At 71.6% G+C, this 17,874-nt stretch carries 16 protein-coding genes; 1 reads left to right on the top strand and 15 read right to left on the bottom strand.

The genetic code is table 11. The annotated features are described in order from the left end of the window. Positions 1 to 36 precede the first annotated feature (36 nt). From LP52_RS19410 to LP52_RS19395, 3 genes are all read right to left on the bottom strand, one after another. On the bottom strand, positions 37 to 2,064 hold the full coding sequence (locus LP52_RS19410; protein ID WP_040275626.1) for a SpoIIE family protein phosphatase: 2,028 nt from the start codon (positions 2,062 to 2,064) through the stop codon (positions 37 to 39). Between the two features lie 672 nt (positions 2,065 to 2,736). After that, positions 2,737 to 4,476 carry an aspartate--tRNA ligase gene (aspS, locus tag LP52_RS19400; RefSeq protein ID WP_040275622.1) on the bottom strand — a complete coding sequence of 580 codons (1,740 nt, stop codon included), beginning with the start codon at positions 4,474 to 4,476 and terminating at the stop codon, positions 2,737 to 2,739. 244 nt (positions 4,477 to 4,720) lie between these two features. Beyond that, on the bottom strand, positions 4,721 to 5,404 hold the full coding sequence (locus LP52_RS19395; RefSeq protein ID WP_040275621.1) for an MBL fold metallo-hydrolase: 684 nt from the start codon (positions 5,402 to 5,404) through the stop codon (positions 4,721 to 4,723). 441 nt (positions 5,405 to 5,845) lie between these two features. Between LP52_RS19395 and LP52_RS19385 the strand changes: the two genes are divergently transcribed. Beyond that, on the top strand, positions 5,846 to 7,078 hold the full coding sequence (locus LP52_RS19385; RefSeq protein WP_040275703.1) for a DUF349 domain-containing protein: 1,233 nt from the start codon (positions 5,846 to 5,848) through the stop codon (positions 7,076 to 7,078). Positions 7,079 to 7,141: 63 nt separating this feature from the next. Here the strand turns inward: LP52_RS19385 and LP52_RS19380 are convergent, their stop codons facing one another. The 12 genes from LP52_RS19380 to LP52_RS19325 form a co-directional block, all read right to left on the bottom strand. Continuing rightward, a complete protein-coding gene (locus LP52_RS19380; protein WP_040275619.1) occupies positions 7,142 to 7,474 on the bottom strand; it encodes a cupin domain-containing protein in 333 nt (110 codons plus the stop codon). A gap of 90 nt (positions 7,475 to 7,564) precedes the next feature. Further along, on the bottom strand, positions 7,565 to 9,742 hold the full coding sequence (locus LP52_RS19375; RefSeq protein WP_040275618.1) for a RelA/SpoT family protein: 2,178 nt from the start codon (positions 9,740 to 9,742) through the stop codon (positions 7,565 to 7,567). 510 nt (positions 9,743 to 10,252) lie between these two features. Beyond that, positions 10,253 to 10,801: an adenine phosphoribosyltransferase gene (locus LP52_RS19370; protein WP_040275617.1), complete on the bottom strand. Its 549-nt coding sequence runs from the start codon at positions 10,799 to 10,801 to the stop codon at positions 10,253 to 10,255. A 169-nt stretch (positions 10,802 to 10,970) separates the two neighbouring features. Then, on the bottom strand, positions 10,971 to 11,369 hold the full coding sequence (gene yajC, locus LP52_RS19365; protein WP_040275615.1) for a preprotein translocase subunit YajC: 399 nt from the start codon (positions 11,367 to 11,369) through the stop codon (positions 10,971 to 10,973). Positions 11,370 to 11,577: 208 nt separating this feature from the next. Continuing rightward, positions 11,578 to 12,669, bottom strand: a complete 1,092-nt coding sequence (ruvB, locus tag LP52_RS19360; RefSeq protein WP_040275614.1) for a Holliday junction branch migration DNA helicase RuvB — start codon at positions 12,667 to 12,669, stop codon at positions 11,578 to 11,580. A gap of 11 nt (positions 12,670 to 12,680) precedes the next feature. Then, positions 12,681 to 13,292, bottom strand: coding sequence for a Holliday junction branch migration protein RuvA (gene ruvA / locus LP52_RS19355; protein ID WP_040275612.1), 612 nt, complete (start codon positions 13,290 to 13,292; stop codon positions 12,681 to 12,683). Positions 13,293 to 13,299: 7 nt separating this feature from the next. Further along, the gene (gene ruvC / locus LP52_RS19350; protein ID WP_040275611.1) at positions 13,300 to 13,866 is read right to left on the bottom strand and encodes a crossover junction endodeoxyribonuclease RuvC; all 567 of its coding nucleotides are present in this window, start codon (positions 13,864 to 13,866) and stop codon (positions 13,300 to 13,302) included. 103 nt (positions 13,867 to 13,969) lie between these two features. Continuing rightward, on the bottom strand, positions 13,970 to 14,524 hold the full coding sequence (locus LP52_RS19345; protein WP_040275609.1) for a DUF4282 domain-containing protein: 555 nt from the start codon (positions 14,522 to 14,524) through the stop codon (positions 13,970 to 13,972). A 191-nt stretch (positions 14,525 to 14,715) separates the two neighbouring features. Next, positions 14,716 to 15,465, bottom strand: a complete 750-nt coding sequence (locus LP52_RS19340; RefSeq protein WP_040275608.1) for a YebC/PmpR family DNA-binding transcriptional regulator — start codon at positions 15,463 to 15,465, stop codon at positions 14,716 to 14,718. After that, on the bottom strand, positions 15,462 to 16,070 hold the full coding sequence (gene pdxT / locus LP52_RS19335; protein WP_040275606.1) for a pyridoxal 5'-phosphate synthase glutaminase subunit PdxT: 609 nt from the start codon (positions 16,068 to 16,070) through the stop codon (positions 15,462 to 15,464). The genes LP52_RS19340 and pdxT overlap by 4 nt, the downstream gene beginning before the upstream one ends. Before the next feature lie 98 nt (positions 16,071 to 16,168). Then, a complete protein-coding gene (gene pdxS, locus LP52_RS19330; protein ID WP_040275604.1) occupies positions 16,169 to 17,077 on the bottom strand; it encodes a pyridoxal 5'-phosphate synthase lyase subunit PdxS in 909 nt (302 codons plus the stop codon). Positions 17,078 to 17,293: 216 nt separating this feature from the next. Continuing rightward, positions 17,294 to 17,848, bottom strand: a complete 555-nt coding sequence (locus LP52_RS19325; protein ID WP_040275602.1) for a hypothetical protein — start codon at positions 17,846 to 17,848, stop codon at positions 17,294 to 17,296. Positions 17,849 to 17,874: the final 26 nt, after the last annotated feature.

Below are 17,874 nucleotides of genomic sequence, written 5' to 3'. Positions count from 1 at the left end.
TGTCGGGGTGCCGCACAGAGAGCGCGGGGGCGGCGCTCAGTCGGATCCGTTCATGCGGACGATGAGTAGGGCGATGTCGTCGCCGCGTCCGGCCGGGGTGAGGCCGATGAGCGAGGAGGCGGCCGCCTCGACGTGGGTCGCCAGTCCGCGCAGGTCCTCTCCGACGGTGCGCAGTCCTTCGTCCATGGGCATCTGCGCGCTCTCCACGAGTCCGTCGGAGCACATCAGCAGCGTGTCGCCGACGCGCAGCCGGCGCGTGGTCACCGGGTACTTGCTGTCGCCGTCGACCCCTACCGGCGGCCCGGTTTCGGGCTCCCACAGGTCGTAGGAGTCGGGGGTGGCGATGACGGCGGGCGGCTGCCCGGCCCAGGCGGCCTGCATCTCGCCGCTGTCGAGGTCGACCACGAGGTAGCCGCAGGTGGCGAAGACGATCTCGCCGGTCTCGGTGAGCAGGCGGTTGGTCTCGGCCACCACCGCGCCGGGGTCGACCTGGTTGCTGGCGTATGCGCGGAAGGCCACGCGGATCTGGCCCATCGCCGCCGCGGCCTCGACCCCGTGGCCCTGGACGTCGCCCACGACGAGGCCGACGCGGCGCCCGGGCAGGCGGATGACGTCGTAGAAGTCGCCGCAGACCCGCCAGCCGGCGCGGGAGGGCAGGTAGCGCACGGCGATGCTCAGCTCGGCGAACCTGGCGATCTGGGGAGGCAGCATGCGGCGCTGGATGGCGTCGGCGAGCTGCAGCTCCTCCTGCTGGCGGCGCACCCGCTGCAGCGCCTGTCCCGCCAGCCCGGCGAGGGTGAGCATGAGCGCGCGCTCGTCGGGGGTGGCGTGGTGCGGCTCGCCCCAGGCGACCTGCCAGACGCCCAGCGTTACCCGGCGATCGCCGAAGATGGGGATGGTCGCCCAGGATTGGGCGGTGGTGCGGTGCAGGAACTCCGAGACTCCGGGGAAGCGCTCGACGATCTCGGCGCGGCTCTCGAAGAAGCGGGGCTGGCGGTCCTGGATGACCGCGCCGATGGGGTGGGCGACGTCGGAGGCGGCATCGTCGTCGAGCAGGCCCATGGGGCCCGGGGACTCCTCCGGCGGGGCGGGCGAGGAGCGCAGGCTGCCCTCCTCGACGAGCATGACGGAGGCGCCGACGCCGCCGAAGATGGGCGCGAACTCCTCGGTGAGCAGGCCGGTGACCTCTTCGACGGTGGTCGCGGAGACGAGCTTGGCGGCGAGGTCGGTGACCTGGCGGCCCTGAGCGGCCTCGATGCGGCGGCGGTCGGCCAGGCGGCGGATGAGCTGGACGTGCTCGGTGACGTCGTCGATTATCCCCACGAGCCGGGGGTGGTCGCCGCCGACGTAGCGCGCGCGGGCGTGCAGCGACCGCTCGTCGCCGAAGTGGTCGAACATGCGGAAGCGCTGCTCGTAGTCGCGGCCCTGCTGGGAGGCCTCGATGGCGTCGCGGACGCGGGCGATGTCGTCGCGGTGGACGCGGGCGAGGACGTCGTCGAGCCCGCGGGCGCCTCCTGCCAGCAGCCGGCCCAGAGGCGAGGGGCCGAACAGTTCGTGCAGCCGTCCGGTGCGCAGGTCCAGGGTCCACAGCGCGGTGTCGGCGTTCTCGGTGCGCAACTCGCTGATGACGCGGAGGGTCTCCTCCTCGCGCAGCGGTTCGCGGAACACCACGACGACGCCGGCGGGTTCGCTCTCGGCGCCGGTGCCGGGCAGGGCTTGGGCCTCGGCGACGACGCGGTGCGGTGCACCGCCGTACTCCGCGGTGACGAGGGCGCGGTGGTGCACCGGCGCGCCGCCGAGGGCGGCCCGGTGCAGCTCCCAGGCCGAGTCCGCGTCGGCGTCGGCGAGCACCTCGGGCCAGTAACGGCCGACCACGTCTTCCTGCGACCGCCCCGTGTACTCGGTGAACGCGCGGTTGGCCAGGGTGACACAGGCCGCGCCGTCGGCCACGACCATGGCCACGGGGGCCGCGCCGAAGGCGGTGCCGGCCCGGTGGCCCTGTTCGCCTCCGGACGCCGCCGAGGCACCGGCGAAGCCCTCAGTAGAGCCGGTTGCACCGTTCACGAATAGATCATCCCTATATCGTTACAGACGTCCTTTTCGCGCAATCGCGCGCTCCTCCCGGGGACATCCGATTCGGCTCAGTCTAGCCAGATCACCGCCCGTCCGTGCAGGTGGAGGATGCCTGACCCAGACCCCTGCCGGGGCTCTTTCACCCTCTTGGGTTCCGGCACACCATTCGACACACAAGAACACGAAAAGCATCCTGAATAACAGGAAAAACCCCGAAACGCGCGGCCCCACCACACGGCAATCGCGGAATCGTTACACACGCGTGACCACCACCGCATATCTGCGCAAAGTCCGCGTAGAGCCTGAGCCACACATCCGCCGCCGCTCGGAGCCGCGGGCCCGCGGAAAAAGTCCGGCCTAAAATTCAGTCATGCGTGAACCAATGATCGTCACGGGCTCCGCCCTCAGGGACGCGCTCATCCTCCGCACCTGGACTTGCCGCCTCTGCTCCTACAGCAATCCCGACAGCGAAGACATCTGCTGCCAACGCTGCGGCGCAGCGAAGAAGTAGCCGCAACCGCATGCGCCGGCGAGCGCGTTCCCGACGTCCGTCCTGCCACCGGGCTCGTCCGTGCCGGCCTCCTCGACGCGGACCCCCGCCGGTGCGGCGAACGACGTGCTCGGCGTCCACCGCACCGCGTGCCGGGCTCCGACCGCGCGGGATCAGCCCTCGTCGGCCTCGGGCACGTAGTCGATGCCCGCCTCGGTGCGCTGGTCGGGGGTGATCTCGGTGGGGGCGCCGGTGAGCGGGTCGCCTCCGGAGGCGGTCTTGGGGAACGCGATCACGTCGCGAATGGACTCCGAGGCGGTCAGGTGCGCGATGATCCGGTCCCAGCCGAAGGCGATGCCCCCGTGCGGCGGAGGCCCGTACTGGAAGGCGTCCAGCAGGAACCCGAACTTCGACTCCGCGGCCTCCTTGGTGATGCCGATGGTGTCGAAGACACGCTGCTGCATCTCACCGCGGTGGATACGGACCGATCCGCCGCCGATCTCACTGCCGTTGCAGACCATGTCGTAGGCGTAGGCCAGGGCGTTGGCCGGGTCCTGCTCGAAGGAGTCGGCCCACTCGGGCTTGGGTGCTGTGAAGGGATGGTGCGCAGGGGTCCAGCCGCCGGATCCGTCCTCTTCGAACATGGGCGCGTCCACGACCCACAGCAACGACCACTTCGTCGTGTCGATGAGGTCCAGCCGGGTGCCGATCTCCAAGCGGGCGGCGCCGAGAAGCTCCTGCGACGCCCGCCGCGGACCGGCGGCGAAGAACACGGCGTCACCGGGGCGCGCGCCGGCCGCCTCGGCGAGTCCCGCGCGTTCGGCCTCGGAGATGTTCTTGGCGACCGGCCCGCCCAGCGACCCGTCCTCTTGGACGAGTACGTAGGCGAGGCCCTTGGCGCCGCGCGACTTGGCCCAGTCCTGCCAGGAGTCCAGCTCCTTGCGGGTCTGCGAGGCTCCCCCGGGCATGACCACCGCGCCGACGTAGGGCGCTTGGAACACCCGGAACGGGGTGTCGGCGAAGAACCCGGTCAGCTCCGTCAACTCCTGGCCGAAGCGCAGGTCGGGCTTGTCGGAACCGAAGCGGGCCATCGCCTCGAAGAACGGCATGCGCGGCAGCGGCGTGGAGATCTCGTATCCCAGGACGTCCCGCCACAGGCGCGCCACGAGGTCCTCGGCCACGGCGATGACGTCGTCCTGGTCGACGAAGCTCATCTCCAGGTCGATCTGTGTGAACTCGGGCTGCCGGTCGGCCCGGAAGTCCTCGTCCCGGAAGCACCGGGCGATCTGGTAATAGCGCTCCAGCCCTCCGACCATCAGGAGTTGCTTGAACAGCTGGGGCGACTGCGGCAGCGCGTACCAGTGGCCGGGCTGCAGGCGTACCGGGACCAGGAAGTCGCGCGCGCCCTCGGGCGTGGACCGGGTGAGGTAGGGCGTCTCCACGTTGAGGAATCCGTGGTCGCGCATCACGTCGTGCACGACGTAGCCCGCCTGGGACCGCACCCGCAGCGCCGAGGCCGTCTCCGGCCGGCGCATGTCGAGGTAGCGGTAGCGCAGGCGCGTCTCCTCCGCGACGTCCTGGGAGCCGTCGAGCGGGAACGGCAGCGGGGCCGACTCGCTGAGGACCTCGATCTCGTCGGCGACGACCTCGACGCCGCCGGTGGGGATCTCGGGGTTCTCGTTGCCCTCGGGCCGAACGCGGACCGTGCCGGTCACCTTGATGCAGTATTCGGCGCGCAGGTCGTGGGCCAGATCGTCCTCTCGGACGACGACCTGGACGACACCCGAGGCTTCGCGAAGGTCGAGGAAGACGACGCCGCCGTGGTCGCGGCGGCGGGCGACCCACCCGGCCAGGACGACGGTCGCGTCAGCATGCTCGGCGCGCAGGGCGCCGGCGTCATGCGTGCGGATCAACGGAGTTCTCCTTCGGTGTCTTTCGTACCTGCTCATCTTGCCCGACCTGCGCGCGTGTGCGGTCCCGTGCCGGGGACCGCCTGCGCCCGCCGCCGTGGGCGGGTACCTCGGGCCGCGGTGGTCGGGTGGGGCAGGCGGGGCTGTGGTCGGCGCGGCCGCCGTCGTCCGGCCCTGGTGTGCGGGGCCGCTGACCCCGCGCGCCGCGTCGGGCCCTCGGTGCGGCGCGCGTCGGTTCCGGAGCGGGTCAGCGCCCCGGGATATCCGCGAGGAAGGGATTGGTCGCGCGCTCGCGGCCGACGGTGGTCTGCGGGCCGTGGCCGGGGCGGACGTCGGTGCCGTCGGGCCAGTCGCGGCAGACGCGCTCCAGGCTGCGCAGGATCTCGCCGTGGTCGCCGCCGGGGAAGTCGGTGCGGCCGATGGAGCCCGCGAAGAGCAGGTCGCCGGTGAACAGCACCGGGTCGCCGCCGTCGCCGGCCAGGCCGTAGCACACCGATCCGGGGGTGTGTCCGGGCACGTGCTCCACGGTCAGCTCCAACCCGGCCAGCTCGAGGGATTCGCCGCCGGCGAGCTCGCGCACGTCGGCGGGCTCCTCCAGAGCCGCCTCGCCCAGCAGCGCCGACAGCTGGACCGCCAGGGCGGGATCGAGCCCCTTGGCGGGGTCGCTCAGCAGCGGCCGGTCGGCGCCGTGCACGTAGACGCCGATGCCGTGTTCCCGTGCGATGTCGGCAGCCGACCAGACGTGGTCGAAGTGGCCGTGGGTGAGCAGCACCGCCGCGGGCTCCAGCCCATGCTCGTCCAGGCGGGCGGAGAGCTGCTCGCCGGCGTCCTGCCCGGGGTCGACGATCACGCACTCCGCCGCCCGATCGGCCGCAGCCACCAGGTAGCAGTTCGCAGCGAGCGGCCCGGCGGGGAAAGCGGAGATGAACACGGTGAGCGCTGACTTCCTCTCGAACTCTGTCGGACTCGGGGCGGCACTGCCGAGCGGGAGCGGATGCGGCCGCCGACCGCGCCCGCAGTCCGAGCCTACCGAGGCGCGGACGGGGCGGCGACCGGGTTGTACGGGACCGCGGCGCGCGTGCCGTTCACGTGCACATCACCATTCGATCACCGCCGTACTCACGACTCTTTGCCAAACGCCCCGACAGTGTCATATTGGTCGCGTCGTACGCGTCCGGTGCGTCCGGACGGCATGCCTCGATACGGCTTGCGCCGTTGATGTGCGACGACGCTGACAGGAGGCGGACGGTATCCGGTGAGGTGTGCGGATATCGTGCTTAGTCACGGCGGTTCACACCGGCTCCTGTTGGAGCCCGCCGCCGGACCACCCGGACCTGGCCCGCGGGCCAGGCTCATGACTATGGAGGACACGGTGACCACGGACCCCTGGGGCCGCGTTGACGACGACGGCACGGTCTACGTCCGCACGAGCGAAGGCGAGCGCGTCGTCGGATCGTGGCAGGCGGGCGCGCCCGAGGAGGCCCTCGCGTTCTTCCGCCGCAAGTACGACGCCCTGGTGACCGAGGTCGATCTGCTGGAGAAGCGGCTGCGCACCACGGACCTGTCCGCGTCGCAAGCACTGGCGAGCGTGGAGAAGCTGCGCACCGCAGTGCGCGACGCCAACGCCGTGGGCGATCTCGATGCGCTTTCCCAGCGCCTGGACGTTCTGACCGAACAGGCCGAGAAGCGCAGGGTCGAGCAGAAGCAGGCCCAGGAGCAGGCGCGCACCGAGGCCCGCGAGGTCAAGGAGCGCATCGTCGCCGAGGCCGAGCGCGTCGCCGCCGAAACCACGCACTGGAAGTCCGGCGGCGAGCGGATGCGCGAGCTGATCGACGAGTGGAAAGCGGCTCCGCGCACCGACCGGCCGACCGAGCAGGCGCTGTGGAAGCGGATGTCGGCGGCGCGCAACTCCTTCTCCAAGCGCCGCAAGGCCTACTTCGCCGGACTGGACCAGCAGCGCGAGCAGGTGCGCCAGGAGAAGGAGCGCCTCGTCGCCGAGGCCGAGTCGCTTGCCGACTCCACCGACTGGGGCGCCACCGCGGCCCGTTACCGCGACCTGATGCAGCAGTGGAAGGGCAGCGGCCGCGCCGACCGCACCAGCGAAGACAAGCTGTGGTCGCGGTTCAAGGCCGCCCAGGACCGGTTCTTCCAGGCCCGCAACGCGGTTTTCGCCGAGCGCGACGCCGAGCTTCGGGGCAACGCCGAGGCCAAGGAGCGCCTGCTGGAGGACGCTCGCACCGAATTGTCGGAGATCACCGATCCGCGTGCGGCCCGTGCCCGGCTGCGCGACTTCCAGGAGGCGTGGGAGGAGGCGGGCCCGCTGCCGCGCGATCAGCGCGACCGGCTGGAGGGCGCCTTCCGCAAGCTCGAGGACGAGGTGCGCCGGGCCGAGGACCACGAGTGGCAGCGCACCAACCCCGAGGCTCGGGCGCGGGCCGAGGCCACCGCCGACCGGCTGCGCAACTCGATCTCCCAGCTGGAGAACGACCTCGAGAACGCCAAGCAGCGCGGCAACGACCGCAAGGTCCGCGAGGCCGAGGAGGCGCTGACCGCCCGCCGGTCCTGGCTGGAGGAGGCCGAGAGGGCGCTCGACGAGATGAGCTGAGCGGACGCCGGCCCCGGGGCACGGCCCTGCGAGGCCGCCGGGAAGGGCCGGCGTCCGTAGGCGTCAGCCCTTTTTCGCGACCGTGAGCACGATCGCGGAGTCCTCCAGCGCCTCCAGGGAGTGGCTCTTCTCCGGCACGACGAGCAGGTCGTTGGCTCGGCCCTCCCAGCTGTCGCCACCGGCGTCCAGACGGACCCGGCCGCGCAGGACCAGAACGGTCGCCTCGCCGGGATTGGGGTGTTCGGAGAGGCCGTTGCCCCGGATGAGGGCGATGAGGGTCTGACGGAGGGTGTGCTCGTGGCCCCCGAAGAAGGTCTCGGAGCTGCGTCCGGCCGAGGCGGCCGCCGCCGTCTCCAGGTGTTTGCGGGCCAAGGCGTCCAGCGACAACTTGTTCATACCGGCAGTCTGACCGCTGCGCGGCGGCTCACACGCCGCGAAACGCCGCGCTATCGGCCGCGGCGGCCCGCCCGGCGCTGAGCACGGGAATCAGCTCTTCATGCGGTAGACGTCGTAGACGCCGTCGACCCCCCGCACGGCCTTGAGGACGTGGCCGAGGTGCGTGGGGTCGGCCATCTCGAAGGTGAACCTGCTCAGCGCGACCCGGTCGCGGCTGGTCTGCACGGTCGCCGAGAGGATGTTGACGTGCTGGTCGGAGAGCACACGGGTGATGTCCGACAGCAGCCGCGAGCGGTCCAGCGCCTCGACCTGCAAGGCCACCAGGAACATGGAGTCCTCGGTCGGCTGCCAGTCCACCTCGACCATGCGCTCGCGGTCCAGGGCGCGGGTGTTGACGCAGTCGCTGCGGTGTACCGAGACCCCGTTGCCGCGCGTGACGAACCCGATGATGTCGTCGCCGGGCACCGGCGTACAGCATTTGGACAACCGCACCCACACGTCGGAGTCGCCTTCGACGACCACGCCGGGGTTGCCGGCCGGCCGCGGCCGCGGCCGGGGCCGCGTGGGCAGGGAGGACTCGGCGATGTCCTCCTCGGCGCTGTCGATGCCCCCCAGGGAGTCGACGAGCTTCTGCACGACGTTCTGCGATCCGATCCGGCCCTCGCCGACTGCGGCGTACAGCGAGTCGACGTCGCCGTAGCGCAGGTCGCGTGCCAGGGCGATCAGGGCTTCGCCGCTGAACAGCCGCTTTATCGGCAGCTCCTGCTTGCGCATGACCCGCGCGATGGCGTCCTTGCCCTGCTCGATGGCCTGCTCGCGACGCTCCTTGGTGAACCACTGGCGGATCTTGCTGCGCGCGCGGGCGCTCTTGACGAACTGCAGCCAGTCGCGGCTGGGCCCGGCGTCGCTCGCCTTGGAGGTGAGGATCTCCACGGTCTCGCCGTTGTGCAGCTCGCTCTCCAAGGAGACGAGCCGACCGTTGACCCGGGCGCCCACGGTGCGGTGGCCGACCTCGGTGTGCACCGCGTAGGCGAAGTCGATGGGGGTGGCCCCTTGCGGCAGGGCGATGGCGTCGCCCTGCGGGGTGAATACGAAAACCTCCTGCACCGACAGGTCGAAGCGCAGCGACTCCAGGAACTCGCCGGGGTCCTTGGTCTCCTGCTGCCAGTCGACGAGCTGGCGCAGCCAGGCCATGTCGGCGGTGCCCTTGGACTTGCCGCTGTCCTTGGCGGCCGGCCGCTCCTCCTTGTACTTCCAGTGCGCGGCGATCCCGTACTCGGCCCGCCGGTGCATCGCGCGGGTGCGGATCTGCAGCTCCACCGGGTTGCCCGACGGTCCTATCACCGTGGTGTGCAGCGACTGGTACATGTTGAACTTGGGCATCGCGATGTAGTCCTTGAACCGTCCGGGGACGGGGTTCCACCGCGCGTGGATGGTGCCCAGGGCCGCGTAGCAGTCGCGGACGCTGTCGACGAGCACCCGCACGGCCACGAGGTCGTAGATCTCGTCGAAGCCGCAGTTGCGGGCGATCATCTTCTGATAGATCGAGTAGTAGTGCTTGGGCCTGCCGCGCACCGTCGCCTTGATCTTGGCTTCGCGCAGGTCGGCCGAAACCGCCTCGATGACGTCCTGCAGGTAGACGTCGCGGCGCGGAGCCCGCTCGGAGACCAGCCGGGCGATCTCGTCGAACCGCTTGGGATACAGCGTGGCGAAGGCGAGGTCCTCAAGCTCCCACTTGATGGTGTTCATACCCAGCCGGTGGGCCAGCGGCGCGAAGATCTCAAGAGTCTCGCGGGCCTTCTTCTCTCGTTTGGCCTCGGGCAGGTAGCGCAGCGTGCGCATGTTGTGCAGCCGGTCGCACAGCTTGATGACCAGCACCTTGATGTCGCGGGACATCGCCACGACCATCTTGCGCACGGTCTCGGCCTCGGTGGCCTCGCCGTACTTGACCTTGTCGAGCTTGGTGACACCGTCGACGAGCTCGGCGATCTCGTCGCCGAAGTCCTTGCGCAACTGGTCGAGGGGATAGCTGGTGTCCTCGACGGTGTCGTGCAGCAGCGCCGCGGCGAGCGTGGGTTCCTGCATGCCCAGTTCGGCGAGGATGGTGGCCACCGCAAGAGGGTGGGTGATGTAGGGGTCGCCGCTCTTGCGCTTCTGATCGCGGTGGTAGTACGCCGCGACGTCGTAGGCACGCTCGATGAGCCGGACGTCGACCTTCGGGTGGGTCGCCCGGACGGTCTTGATGAGTGGTTCGAGGACCGGGTTCATGGATACCCCCCGCTGTGCACCGAGTCGTGCGAGTCTGCGCCGTACCCGCACACCGGACGACGGGTTGGAGCGGGCCGGGGTCGGATCCCGGTCGCCGGCTCCGCTGTCTGGACCGGGTTTTTCGGACGGGGCGCCGGAATCGACGGGCTCGGCGGCGTGTGCCGCGGGCGCCGCGGGGGTATGCGCGCTCCCGGAACGGTCCTGCCCGCTCGGGGAGTCCCCGCGCAGCGCGGCAGCCGCCTCGGCCGATACCGCTTCGCCTGCCATGGACATCCCTCCCGCGGGTTTTCCCGGGGGCCGGGTCCGCTCCGCCTCGCTGCGGGAGGGTGACCGGGCCGCGGCGGTGGTCGCCGCCGCTCGGCCCGCCGGGTCGACGTCTGCGTCGTGAACGTCAGGTGTCACCTGTACCAACGCGTCGCCGCAGCCCTGTTATGCCCGCGAGTCTACTGCCGGACGGCAGCGATGTTCGCATGTCAGCGGATCCGGGGCCCAGCGCCCGGGCTCAGGCCGCTAGAGAACGGCCAATGCGTGCGGCTCCACGTCGGTCAGTTTCCGCCGGCCCTGGAGGAACCCCAGCTCGACCAGGACCGAGAATCCCACGACCGTACCACCCGCTTTGTCCACCAGCTCCACCGCGGCCCGAGCTGTGCCGCCGGTGGCGAGGACGTCGTCGACGATCAGGACGCGGCTTCCCGGGCTGACGGCGTCGGCGTGCATCTCGACGGTCTCCGAGCCGTACTCCAGATCGTAGGACGCCCGGTGGGTCTCGCGCGGGAGTTTCCCGGCTTTGCGTACCGGCACGAAGCCGGCACCCAGCTCCAGCGCGACCGGGGCGGCGAGGATGAAGCCGCGCGCCTCCAGCCCGAGCACGACGTCGACCGAGTCCTGGGCGTAGCGGCCGGCGATCCCCTCGACCACGGCCCGCAGGGAGGCGGGGTCGGCCAGCAGCGGGGTGATGTCCTTGAAGACGACTCCCTCCTTGGGGAAGTCGGGGACGTCACGCAGGCCGGAGGTGATCAGGGCGCTCAGGTCGGCGGGGGCGCCGGAGTCAGCGGGCATGGCGGAGGGGATCTCCTCGTCTCGGTGGAGCGGGCGCAGGGCCGGGGGCGGGGATGCGGCGGCGCGCCCGGCGGCCTGGGCCGCCGGGGCGGAGGCGTTCGGGCTCGCCGACCGGGCGCGGGCACGCGAAACGGGACCCGCGGCGGGGTCCGGGCTGTCGCGCTGATTCCTAGCGCGAGCCGTCGTTCTTGTCGTCGTTGCCCGGGAAGTCGGGGCGGTCCTCGACCGGGGTGTCGTCGCTCACGCCGTCACTGGGCTTGACGACGTCGCCGACGCCCGCCTTGAGCATGCGGATCCGCGTACCCGGGGAGATCTCCAGCTCGATCTCGTTGTCGCGAATCTCCACGACGGTGGCGAAAAAGCCTGCCTTGGTCAGCACCTCGACGCCGGGCTGCAGTTCGCTCTGCATCTTGGTCTCCTGCTGCTTGCGCTTCTGCTGCGGGCGCAGAATCAGCAGCCAGAAGACCAGTGCGATGAGGACGAACGGCAGGATCATCCCGAGGAGCCCACCGGTGTCCTGGGCGCCCTCGGCCAAAATTGTCTGGGCCAGCACGGGGTGTCCTTCCATAGATTGTTCCGACCTTCGCGGCCGCGCCGCCGCTACGGTCGCGGGGCCGCGTTCGCGGCACCACGCCGCCGCAGGTCAACGCGCGGGCGGCGCCGCGTGTTCCCCTCGGCCGCGATCCGTGTCCATCGTTGCCGATTCGCAAGGTCCACGCCACAGTTTACCCACCGGCCCGCCGGTCGGGCCGCGCACCCGCGGCGGTGTCGCAGCCTCAGGCCGCGCCCTCGGCCCCGGGAACCTCGGCGGCGCGCGGAGCGGCGGCACTGTCGGCGGCCGCCGCGGCTCCGAACGCGGCGTCGGCAGGAGGCGTGATTCCCAGGTGCCCCCAGGCGTCGGGGGTGGCCACGCGCCCCCGCGGAGTGCGGGCGATGAAGCCGGAGCGGACCAGGAACGGCTCGGCGACCACTTCGACGGTCTCGGGCTCCTCCCCCACCGCCACGGCCAGAGTCGACAGCCCTACGGGGCCGCCGCGGAACTTCCCGCACAGGGCCTCGAGCACGCCGCGGTCCAGCCGGTCCAGCCCGTGGTGGTCGACTTCGAACAGGGTCAGCGCGGCGCAGGCGGTCTCGCGGGTGAGGTGGCCGTCGCCGTGGACCTCGGCGTAGTCGCGGACCCGCCGCAGCAGCCGGTTGGCGATGCGTGGGGTGCCGCGTGAACGACCGGCGATCTCGGCGGCGGCGTCGCCGTCGACCTCGACGCCCAGCAGGCCGGCCGAGCGGTGCAGGATCCGCTCCAGGTCGACGGCCTCGTAGAAGTCCATGTGCGCGGTGAAGCCGAAGCGGTCGCGCAGCGGGGCGGGCAGCAGCCCTGAACGCGTGGTGGCGCCGACCAGGGTGAAGGGGGCGATGTCCAACGGGATGGCGGTCGCGCCGGGGCCCTTGCCGACCATCACGTCGACGCGGAAGTCCTCCATGGCGACGTAGAGCATCTCCTCGGCGGGGCGCGCCATGCGATGGATCTCGTCGAGGAACAGCACCTCGCCTTCGTGCAGGGTGGACAGCACGGCAGCGAGGTCCCCGGAGCGCTCGATGGCGGGCCCGGAGCTGATGCGCAGCGGCGCGCCCAACTCGGCCGCGATGATCATGGCCAGGGTGGTCTTGCCCAGGCCGGGCCCGCCGGAGAGCAGCACATGGTCGGGAGCGCGTCCGCGCCGCTGGGCGCCCCGCAGGACCAGCGACAGCTGCTGGCGGACCCGCTCCTGACCTACGAAGTCGTCCAGGCTGCGCGGGCGCAGCGCTCCCTCCAGGGCGCGCTCGTCGGAGTCGGCGTCAGCCGAGACGGCCTCACGCTCGTAGTCACTCATCGTGTGTGCTCCTAAGACCTGCTGAGCCTGCGCAATGCGCTGCGCAGCAGCACGGCCACGTCGGGGGCGTCGGCGGCCTCGGGTGCTACGGCGTCGGCCGCGGCTTCGGCGTCCTTGGCCGACCATCCCAGGTTGACCAGGCCCGAGACCACCTGCGGCCGCCACGGCGACTCGGCGCCGGGTGCGGCGCCGTGCTCGGTGAGGGCGGGGTCGGCGGCCGGGGGCGGGCCGAGCTTGTCGCGCAGTTCCAGGGCGATGCGCTGGGCGCCCTTGGGCCCGATTCCGGGTACGCGGGTCAGAGCGGCGGTGTCCTCGGAGGCGACGGCCGCCCGCAGCGCATCGGGGGTGTGCACCGCCAGAATGCCCAGTGCCAGGCGCGGCCCCACGCCGCTCGCCTGCTGGAGGCGCTCGAAGACCGTGCGTTCGTCGTCGTCGGCGAATCCGTAAAGGGTCAGCGAGTCTTCGCGGACCACCAGCGAGGTGGCGACCGTGGCCTGCTCGCCCACCCGCAGGCCCGCCAGGGTCGTCGGTGTGCAGTGCACGGTCATACCGACGCCGCCGACCTCGATCACGGCGGACCCTCCCGTGCGGGCGGCCACCCGGCCGCTGAGGAACGCGATCACGGCGGGGTCACCTTCCCTGGGGGTCGGGGGTCCGGCGGGAGCGGCGCGCCAGTTCGACCTTGCGGGCGAGGTCCTGCTGGGCCTGGGCGATGCGGTCCTGGGCACCGCCGCGCCAGATATGGCAGATGGCCAGTGCGACGGCGTCGGCGGCGTCGGCCGGCTTGGGCGCGGCCTGCAGCCCGAGCAGCCGGGCGACCATGGTCTGCACCTGGGCCTTGTCGGCACGGCCGCTGCCGGTGATGGCGGCCTTGGCCTCGCTGGGGGTGTGCAGCGCGACGGGAAGTCCGCGGCGGGCGGCGCACGTGATCGCGATGGCGCTGGCCTGGGCCGTGCCCATGACGGTGCTCACGTTGTGCTGGGCGAAGACGCGCTCGACGGCGACGGCGGCGGGCTCGTACTCGTCGAGCCACGCCTCGATGCCGCGTTCGATGCCCAGGAGCCGCTCGGGCAGGGCTGCGTCGGCGCCGGTGCGCACGACCCCGGCGCCGGCCAGGGTGAGGGACCGCCCGATCGCCCCGTCGACCAGTCCCACCCCGCACCGGGTCAGCCCCGGATCGACCCCCATGACTCGCACGCCGCTCCCCTCCGGCCCTTCTCGAACGTCCGTTCGCAGAGCCTACCGCGCGGGGGAGCCGCCGCGCGTGGGGGACACGGCGCCCCGCCGGGCCGCCGGTCGCTCACATGCCGTTGCGGGAGCGGATCGCGGTGAGGTCTTCGCTGATGCGGAACAGCACGATCAGCACCTCCAGGCCCACGCGGGTGAGCAGCACCCCGACGGCTCCCCCGACCAGGGCCCCCAGCAGGGTCAGCAGCCCGGTCAGCGGGCTGACGGCCATCAGGCTGAAGGAGCTGACCACACCGCTGAGGGTGAAGATGCCGATCAGCACGAGCCACAGGATGAACAGCACCGTGATGAGCTGGGTGGTGACGAAACCGCGGAACTGGAAGTCGAACAGCGCCGCGAAGAACCCGGGGCCGGCCGCGGGCGGCGGGGCCGCCGGTCCGGGCCCGGGCGCGCCGCCGCCGGGACCGCCCGCGCCGCCGTAGGGCGGCTGGGGCGGCTGCTGCCAACCCTGCTGCGGGCCGGAGACGCCGGGTTGGCCGGGATAGCCGGACTGGGGAGGCTGACCGCCATAGCCCGCGGGGTTGGAGTAGCCGGACGGGTCCTGCCCGGGCTGCCCGCTGTAGTCGGGCCGACCGGGCTCGTAGGGGTTCTCGCCAGGGGGATTCATGGGAGTCCTCGCTCACGCGTCTCGGCGGACTGCTTCGGCGAGTGGAAACCCTACCGCGCGCAGTCACGCAGCGCGTCGGGAGCGCACGGATCCCCGGCTCGCGCCGTAGGAAACGCCGCACGCCCCGCTCCGGAACCGGAGTGCGGGGCGTGCGGCGAAGGTGTGCGCGAAGCGCGCGTGCCGACGTGCCGCTAGCCGATCTTGGCCATGACGTCGTCGGGGATGTCGGCGTTGGTGTACACGTTCTGCACGTCGTCGGAGTCCTCCAGGGCGTCGACGACGCGCATGACCTTCTTGGCGTCGTTCTCGTCCACCTGGACCTCGACGCTGGGCAGGAAGGACACTTCGGCCGAGTCGTACTCGATGCCGGCCTCCTGCAGGGCCGTGCGGACGTTGACGATCTCGTTGGGCTCGCTGACGATCTCGAAGGACTCGCCCAGGTCGTTGACGTCTTCGCCGCCGGCTTCGACCACCGCGAGGGTGACCTCGTCCTCGCTGGCGCTGTCCTTGGAAACGATCACGACGCCCTTGCGCGTGAACAGGTAGGACACCGATCCGGCGTCGCCCATCGAGCCGCCGTTGCGGGTGACCGCCATACGCACCTCGGAGGTGGCGCGGTTGCGGTTGTCGGTGAGGCACTCCACGAGCAGCGCGACTCCGCCGGGGGCATAGCCCTCGTACCAGACGGTCTGCCACTCGGCGCCGCCGGCTTCCTCACCGGAGCCGCGCTTGCGGGCACGCTCGATGTTGTCCAGCGGAACCGAGCTCTTCTTGGCTTTCTGGATGGCGTCGTACAGGGTCGGATTGCCATCCGGGTCCCCGCCGCCCGTACGGGCGGCCACCTCGACGTTCTTCACCAGCTTGGCGAAGAGCTTGCCGCGCTTGGCATCGATGGCGGCTTTCTTGTGCTTGGTGGTGGCCCACTTGGAGTGGCCGCTCATGCCTGTCCTTTCACCATGTCAACAAAGAGCCGGTGTATCCGCGGGTCACCGGTGAGTTCGGGATGGAAAGAGGTAGCCAGCAGGCCGCCCTGTCGCACCGCGACGATCCTACCGGCCCGCTCACCGTAGGGGGTCTGGCCGAGAACACGCACGCGCTCGCCCACGGACTCGACCCAGGGCGCGCGGATGAAGACCGCCTCGAAGGGGGCGCCGTCGACGCCTTCGATGTCGATGCCCGCCTCGAAGGACTCGCTCTGGCGGCCGAAGGCGTTGCGCCGCACCGTCATGTCGAGGCCGCCGACGGTCTCCTGGTCCGCGGCGCCGTCGAGGATGCGGTCGGCGAGCAGGATCATGCCCGCGCAGGTGCCGTAGGCGGGCATGCCCTCGCCGATGTGCTTGCGCAGCGGCTCAAGGAGGTCGTAGCGCACGGCGAGCTTGGACATCGTGGTGGACTCCCCGCCGGGCAGGATCAGCCCGTCGACCCGGTCGAGGTCCTCGGGGCGGAGGACCGGTTCGGCCGGGACGCCGAGGTCGCCGAGCACACGCAGGTGCTCGGCGGTGTCGCCCTGCAGGGCGAGAACGCCGACGGTGGGTGTCGCGGTCACGGGCTCCCTCTCGCTTCGGTGACTTCGGTGCCGGTATGGACGCCGACGTACCGGTGCGCCGACGCGGTCGGGGCCGCACCGACCTCCACGCGGCGGCGCTACCAGCCGCGTCCGGCGTAGCGCTCGGACTCCTCCAGGTCGTCCACGTTGATGCCGACCATGGCGTCGCCCAGGCCGCGCGAGACCTTGGCGATGACCTCGGGATCGCGGTAGTGCAGGGTCGCCTGGACGATGGCGTCGGCGCGCTTGGCCGGGTCGCCGGACTTGAAGATGCCCGAACCCACGAAGACGCTCTCGGCGCCGAGCTGGCGCATCAGCGCGGCGTCGGCCGGGCTGGCCACACCGCCGGCGGAGAACAGCGGCACCGGGAGCTTGCCGAGGCGGGCGACCTCCTTGACGACCTCGTAGGGCGCCTGGATCTCCTTGGCGGCGCCGAACAGCTCGGCCTCGTCGAGGGTGCCCAGCCGGGCGATCTCGGTGCGGATGGCGCGCATGTGGCGGGTGGCCTCGACGACGTTGCCGGTGCCGGCCTCGCCCTTGGAGCGGATCATGGCCGCGCCCTCGGCGATGCGGCGCAGTGCCTCGCCGATGCTGGTGGCGCCGCAGACGAACGGGACGGTGAACGCCCACTTGTCGATGTGGTGGGCCTCGTCGGCGGGAGTGAGCACCTCGGACTCGTCGACGAAGTCGACGCCGAGGGACTCCAGCACCTGCGCCTCGACGAAGTGGCCGATGCGGGCCTTGGCCATGACGGGGATGGAGACGGCCTCGATGATGCCGTCGATCATGTCGGGGTCGGACATGCGGGCCACACCGCCGTGCTGGCGGATGTCGGCGGGAACACGCTCCAGGGCCATGACCGCTACGGCCCCGGCGTCCTCGGCGATGCGGGCCTGCTCAGGGGTGACCACGTCCATGATCACGCCGTTCTTGAGCTGCTCTGCCATCCCGCGCTTGACGCGGGTGGTGCCGACGGCGCTGCCGGCGGTGTCGACGGTGTTGGTCACGGTGGCGGACTCCCAAAAGGTCGGGCGGACCGGGGTGCGGGGCCCGGTGCGCGTCGGATGGTCAACATGGCACGTCAGCGGCGTGCGGCCGGTGCTGTCCCGGGTTCCATGGTAGTTCACCGGTTCGTCCGGCTCTGTGGGGACAACATCACGTGCCCGCCCGCTGTTCCAGGCACGCGGCCGACGCGGGGCCCGGGCCCCTACACCGGCGGCTTCTCACATGGGGGCCGTGGCGGGCGGTTCGTCGTCCATCTCGAAGAACTCCGGCATGGGAGCGCTGCCGGCCAGGCGCAGCAGCCGCACCAGCCGGCTGGACCGGGCTTCCCGGATGCCGGCCACGGCGTTGTTGTAGAAGCGCCGGGCCAGCATCACCCGCTTGGCGGAGGCCTCGACATCGGCGACGACGTCTTCGGTCGCGCCCTCGGGCACGGTCATCTCCTCGGCGAAACCGGGCTCGCTCAGCACCGCGCGCAGGGCCCGCGAGAGGTTGCTCTCGGCCAGTTCGCGCGCCGCGCGCCCCTCGCCGTGGGCGCGGCGCGCGCGGGCGGCGGCGTCGCCCAGCAGCACCGCCGAGGCCGGCTCCAGCGCCGGGGAGGAGGCAAGCTCCAGGACCACGGCCCCGCGCCGCAGCAGGGCGGCGTCCAGTGCCGCATAGGCGGTCTCGACGCGTGTGTGCAGCCGGTCGAGCCGCCCCGCCCGCCAGGACACGTAGGCCGACAGCAGCACCACCGCCGCGACGGCCAGAGCCAGGGTGGAGATCCATTCGGACATCGGCGGCTACCTGCGTTCCCGGTACG

The organism is Streptomonospora alba (genome assembly GCF_000826685.1).
GTDB classification, from domain to species: domain Bacteria; phylum Actinomycetota; class Actinomycetes; order Streptosporangiales; family Streptosporangiaceae; genus Streptomonospora; species Streptomonospora alba.
Note: the sequence above shows the minus strand (reverse complement) of the source record. Positions and strands in the feature narration are given on the sequence as shown.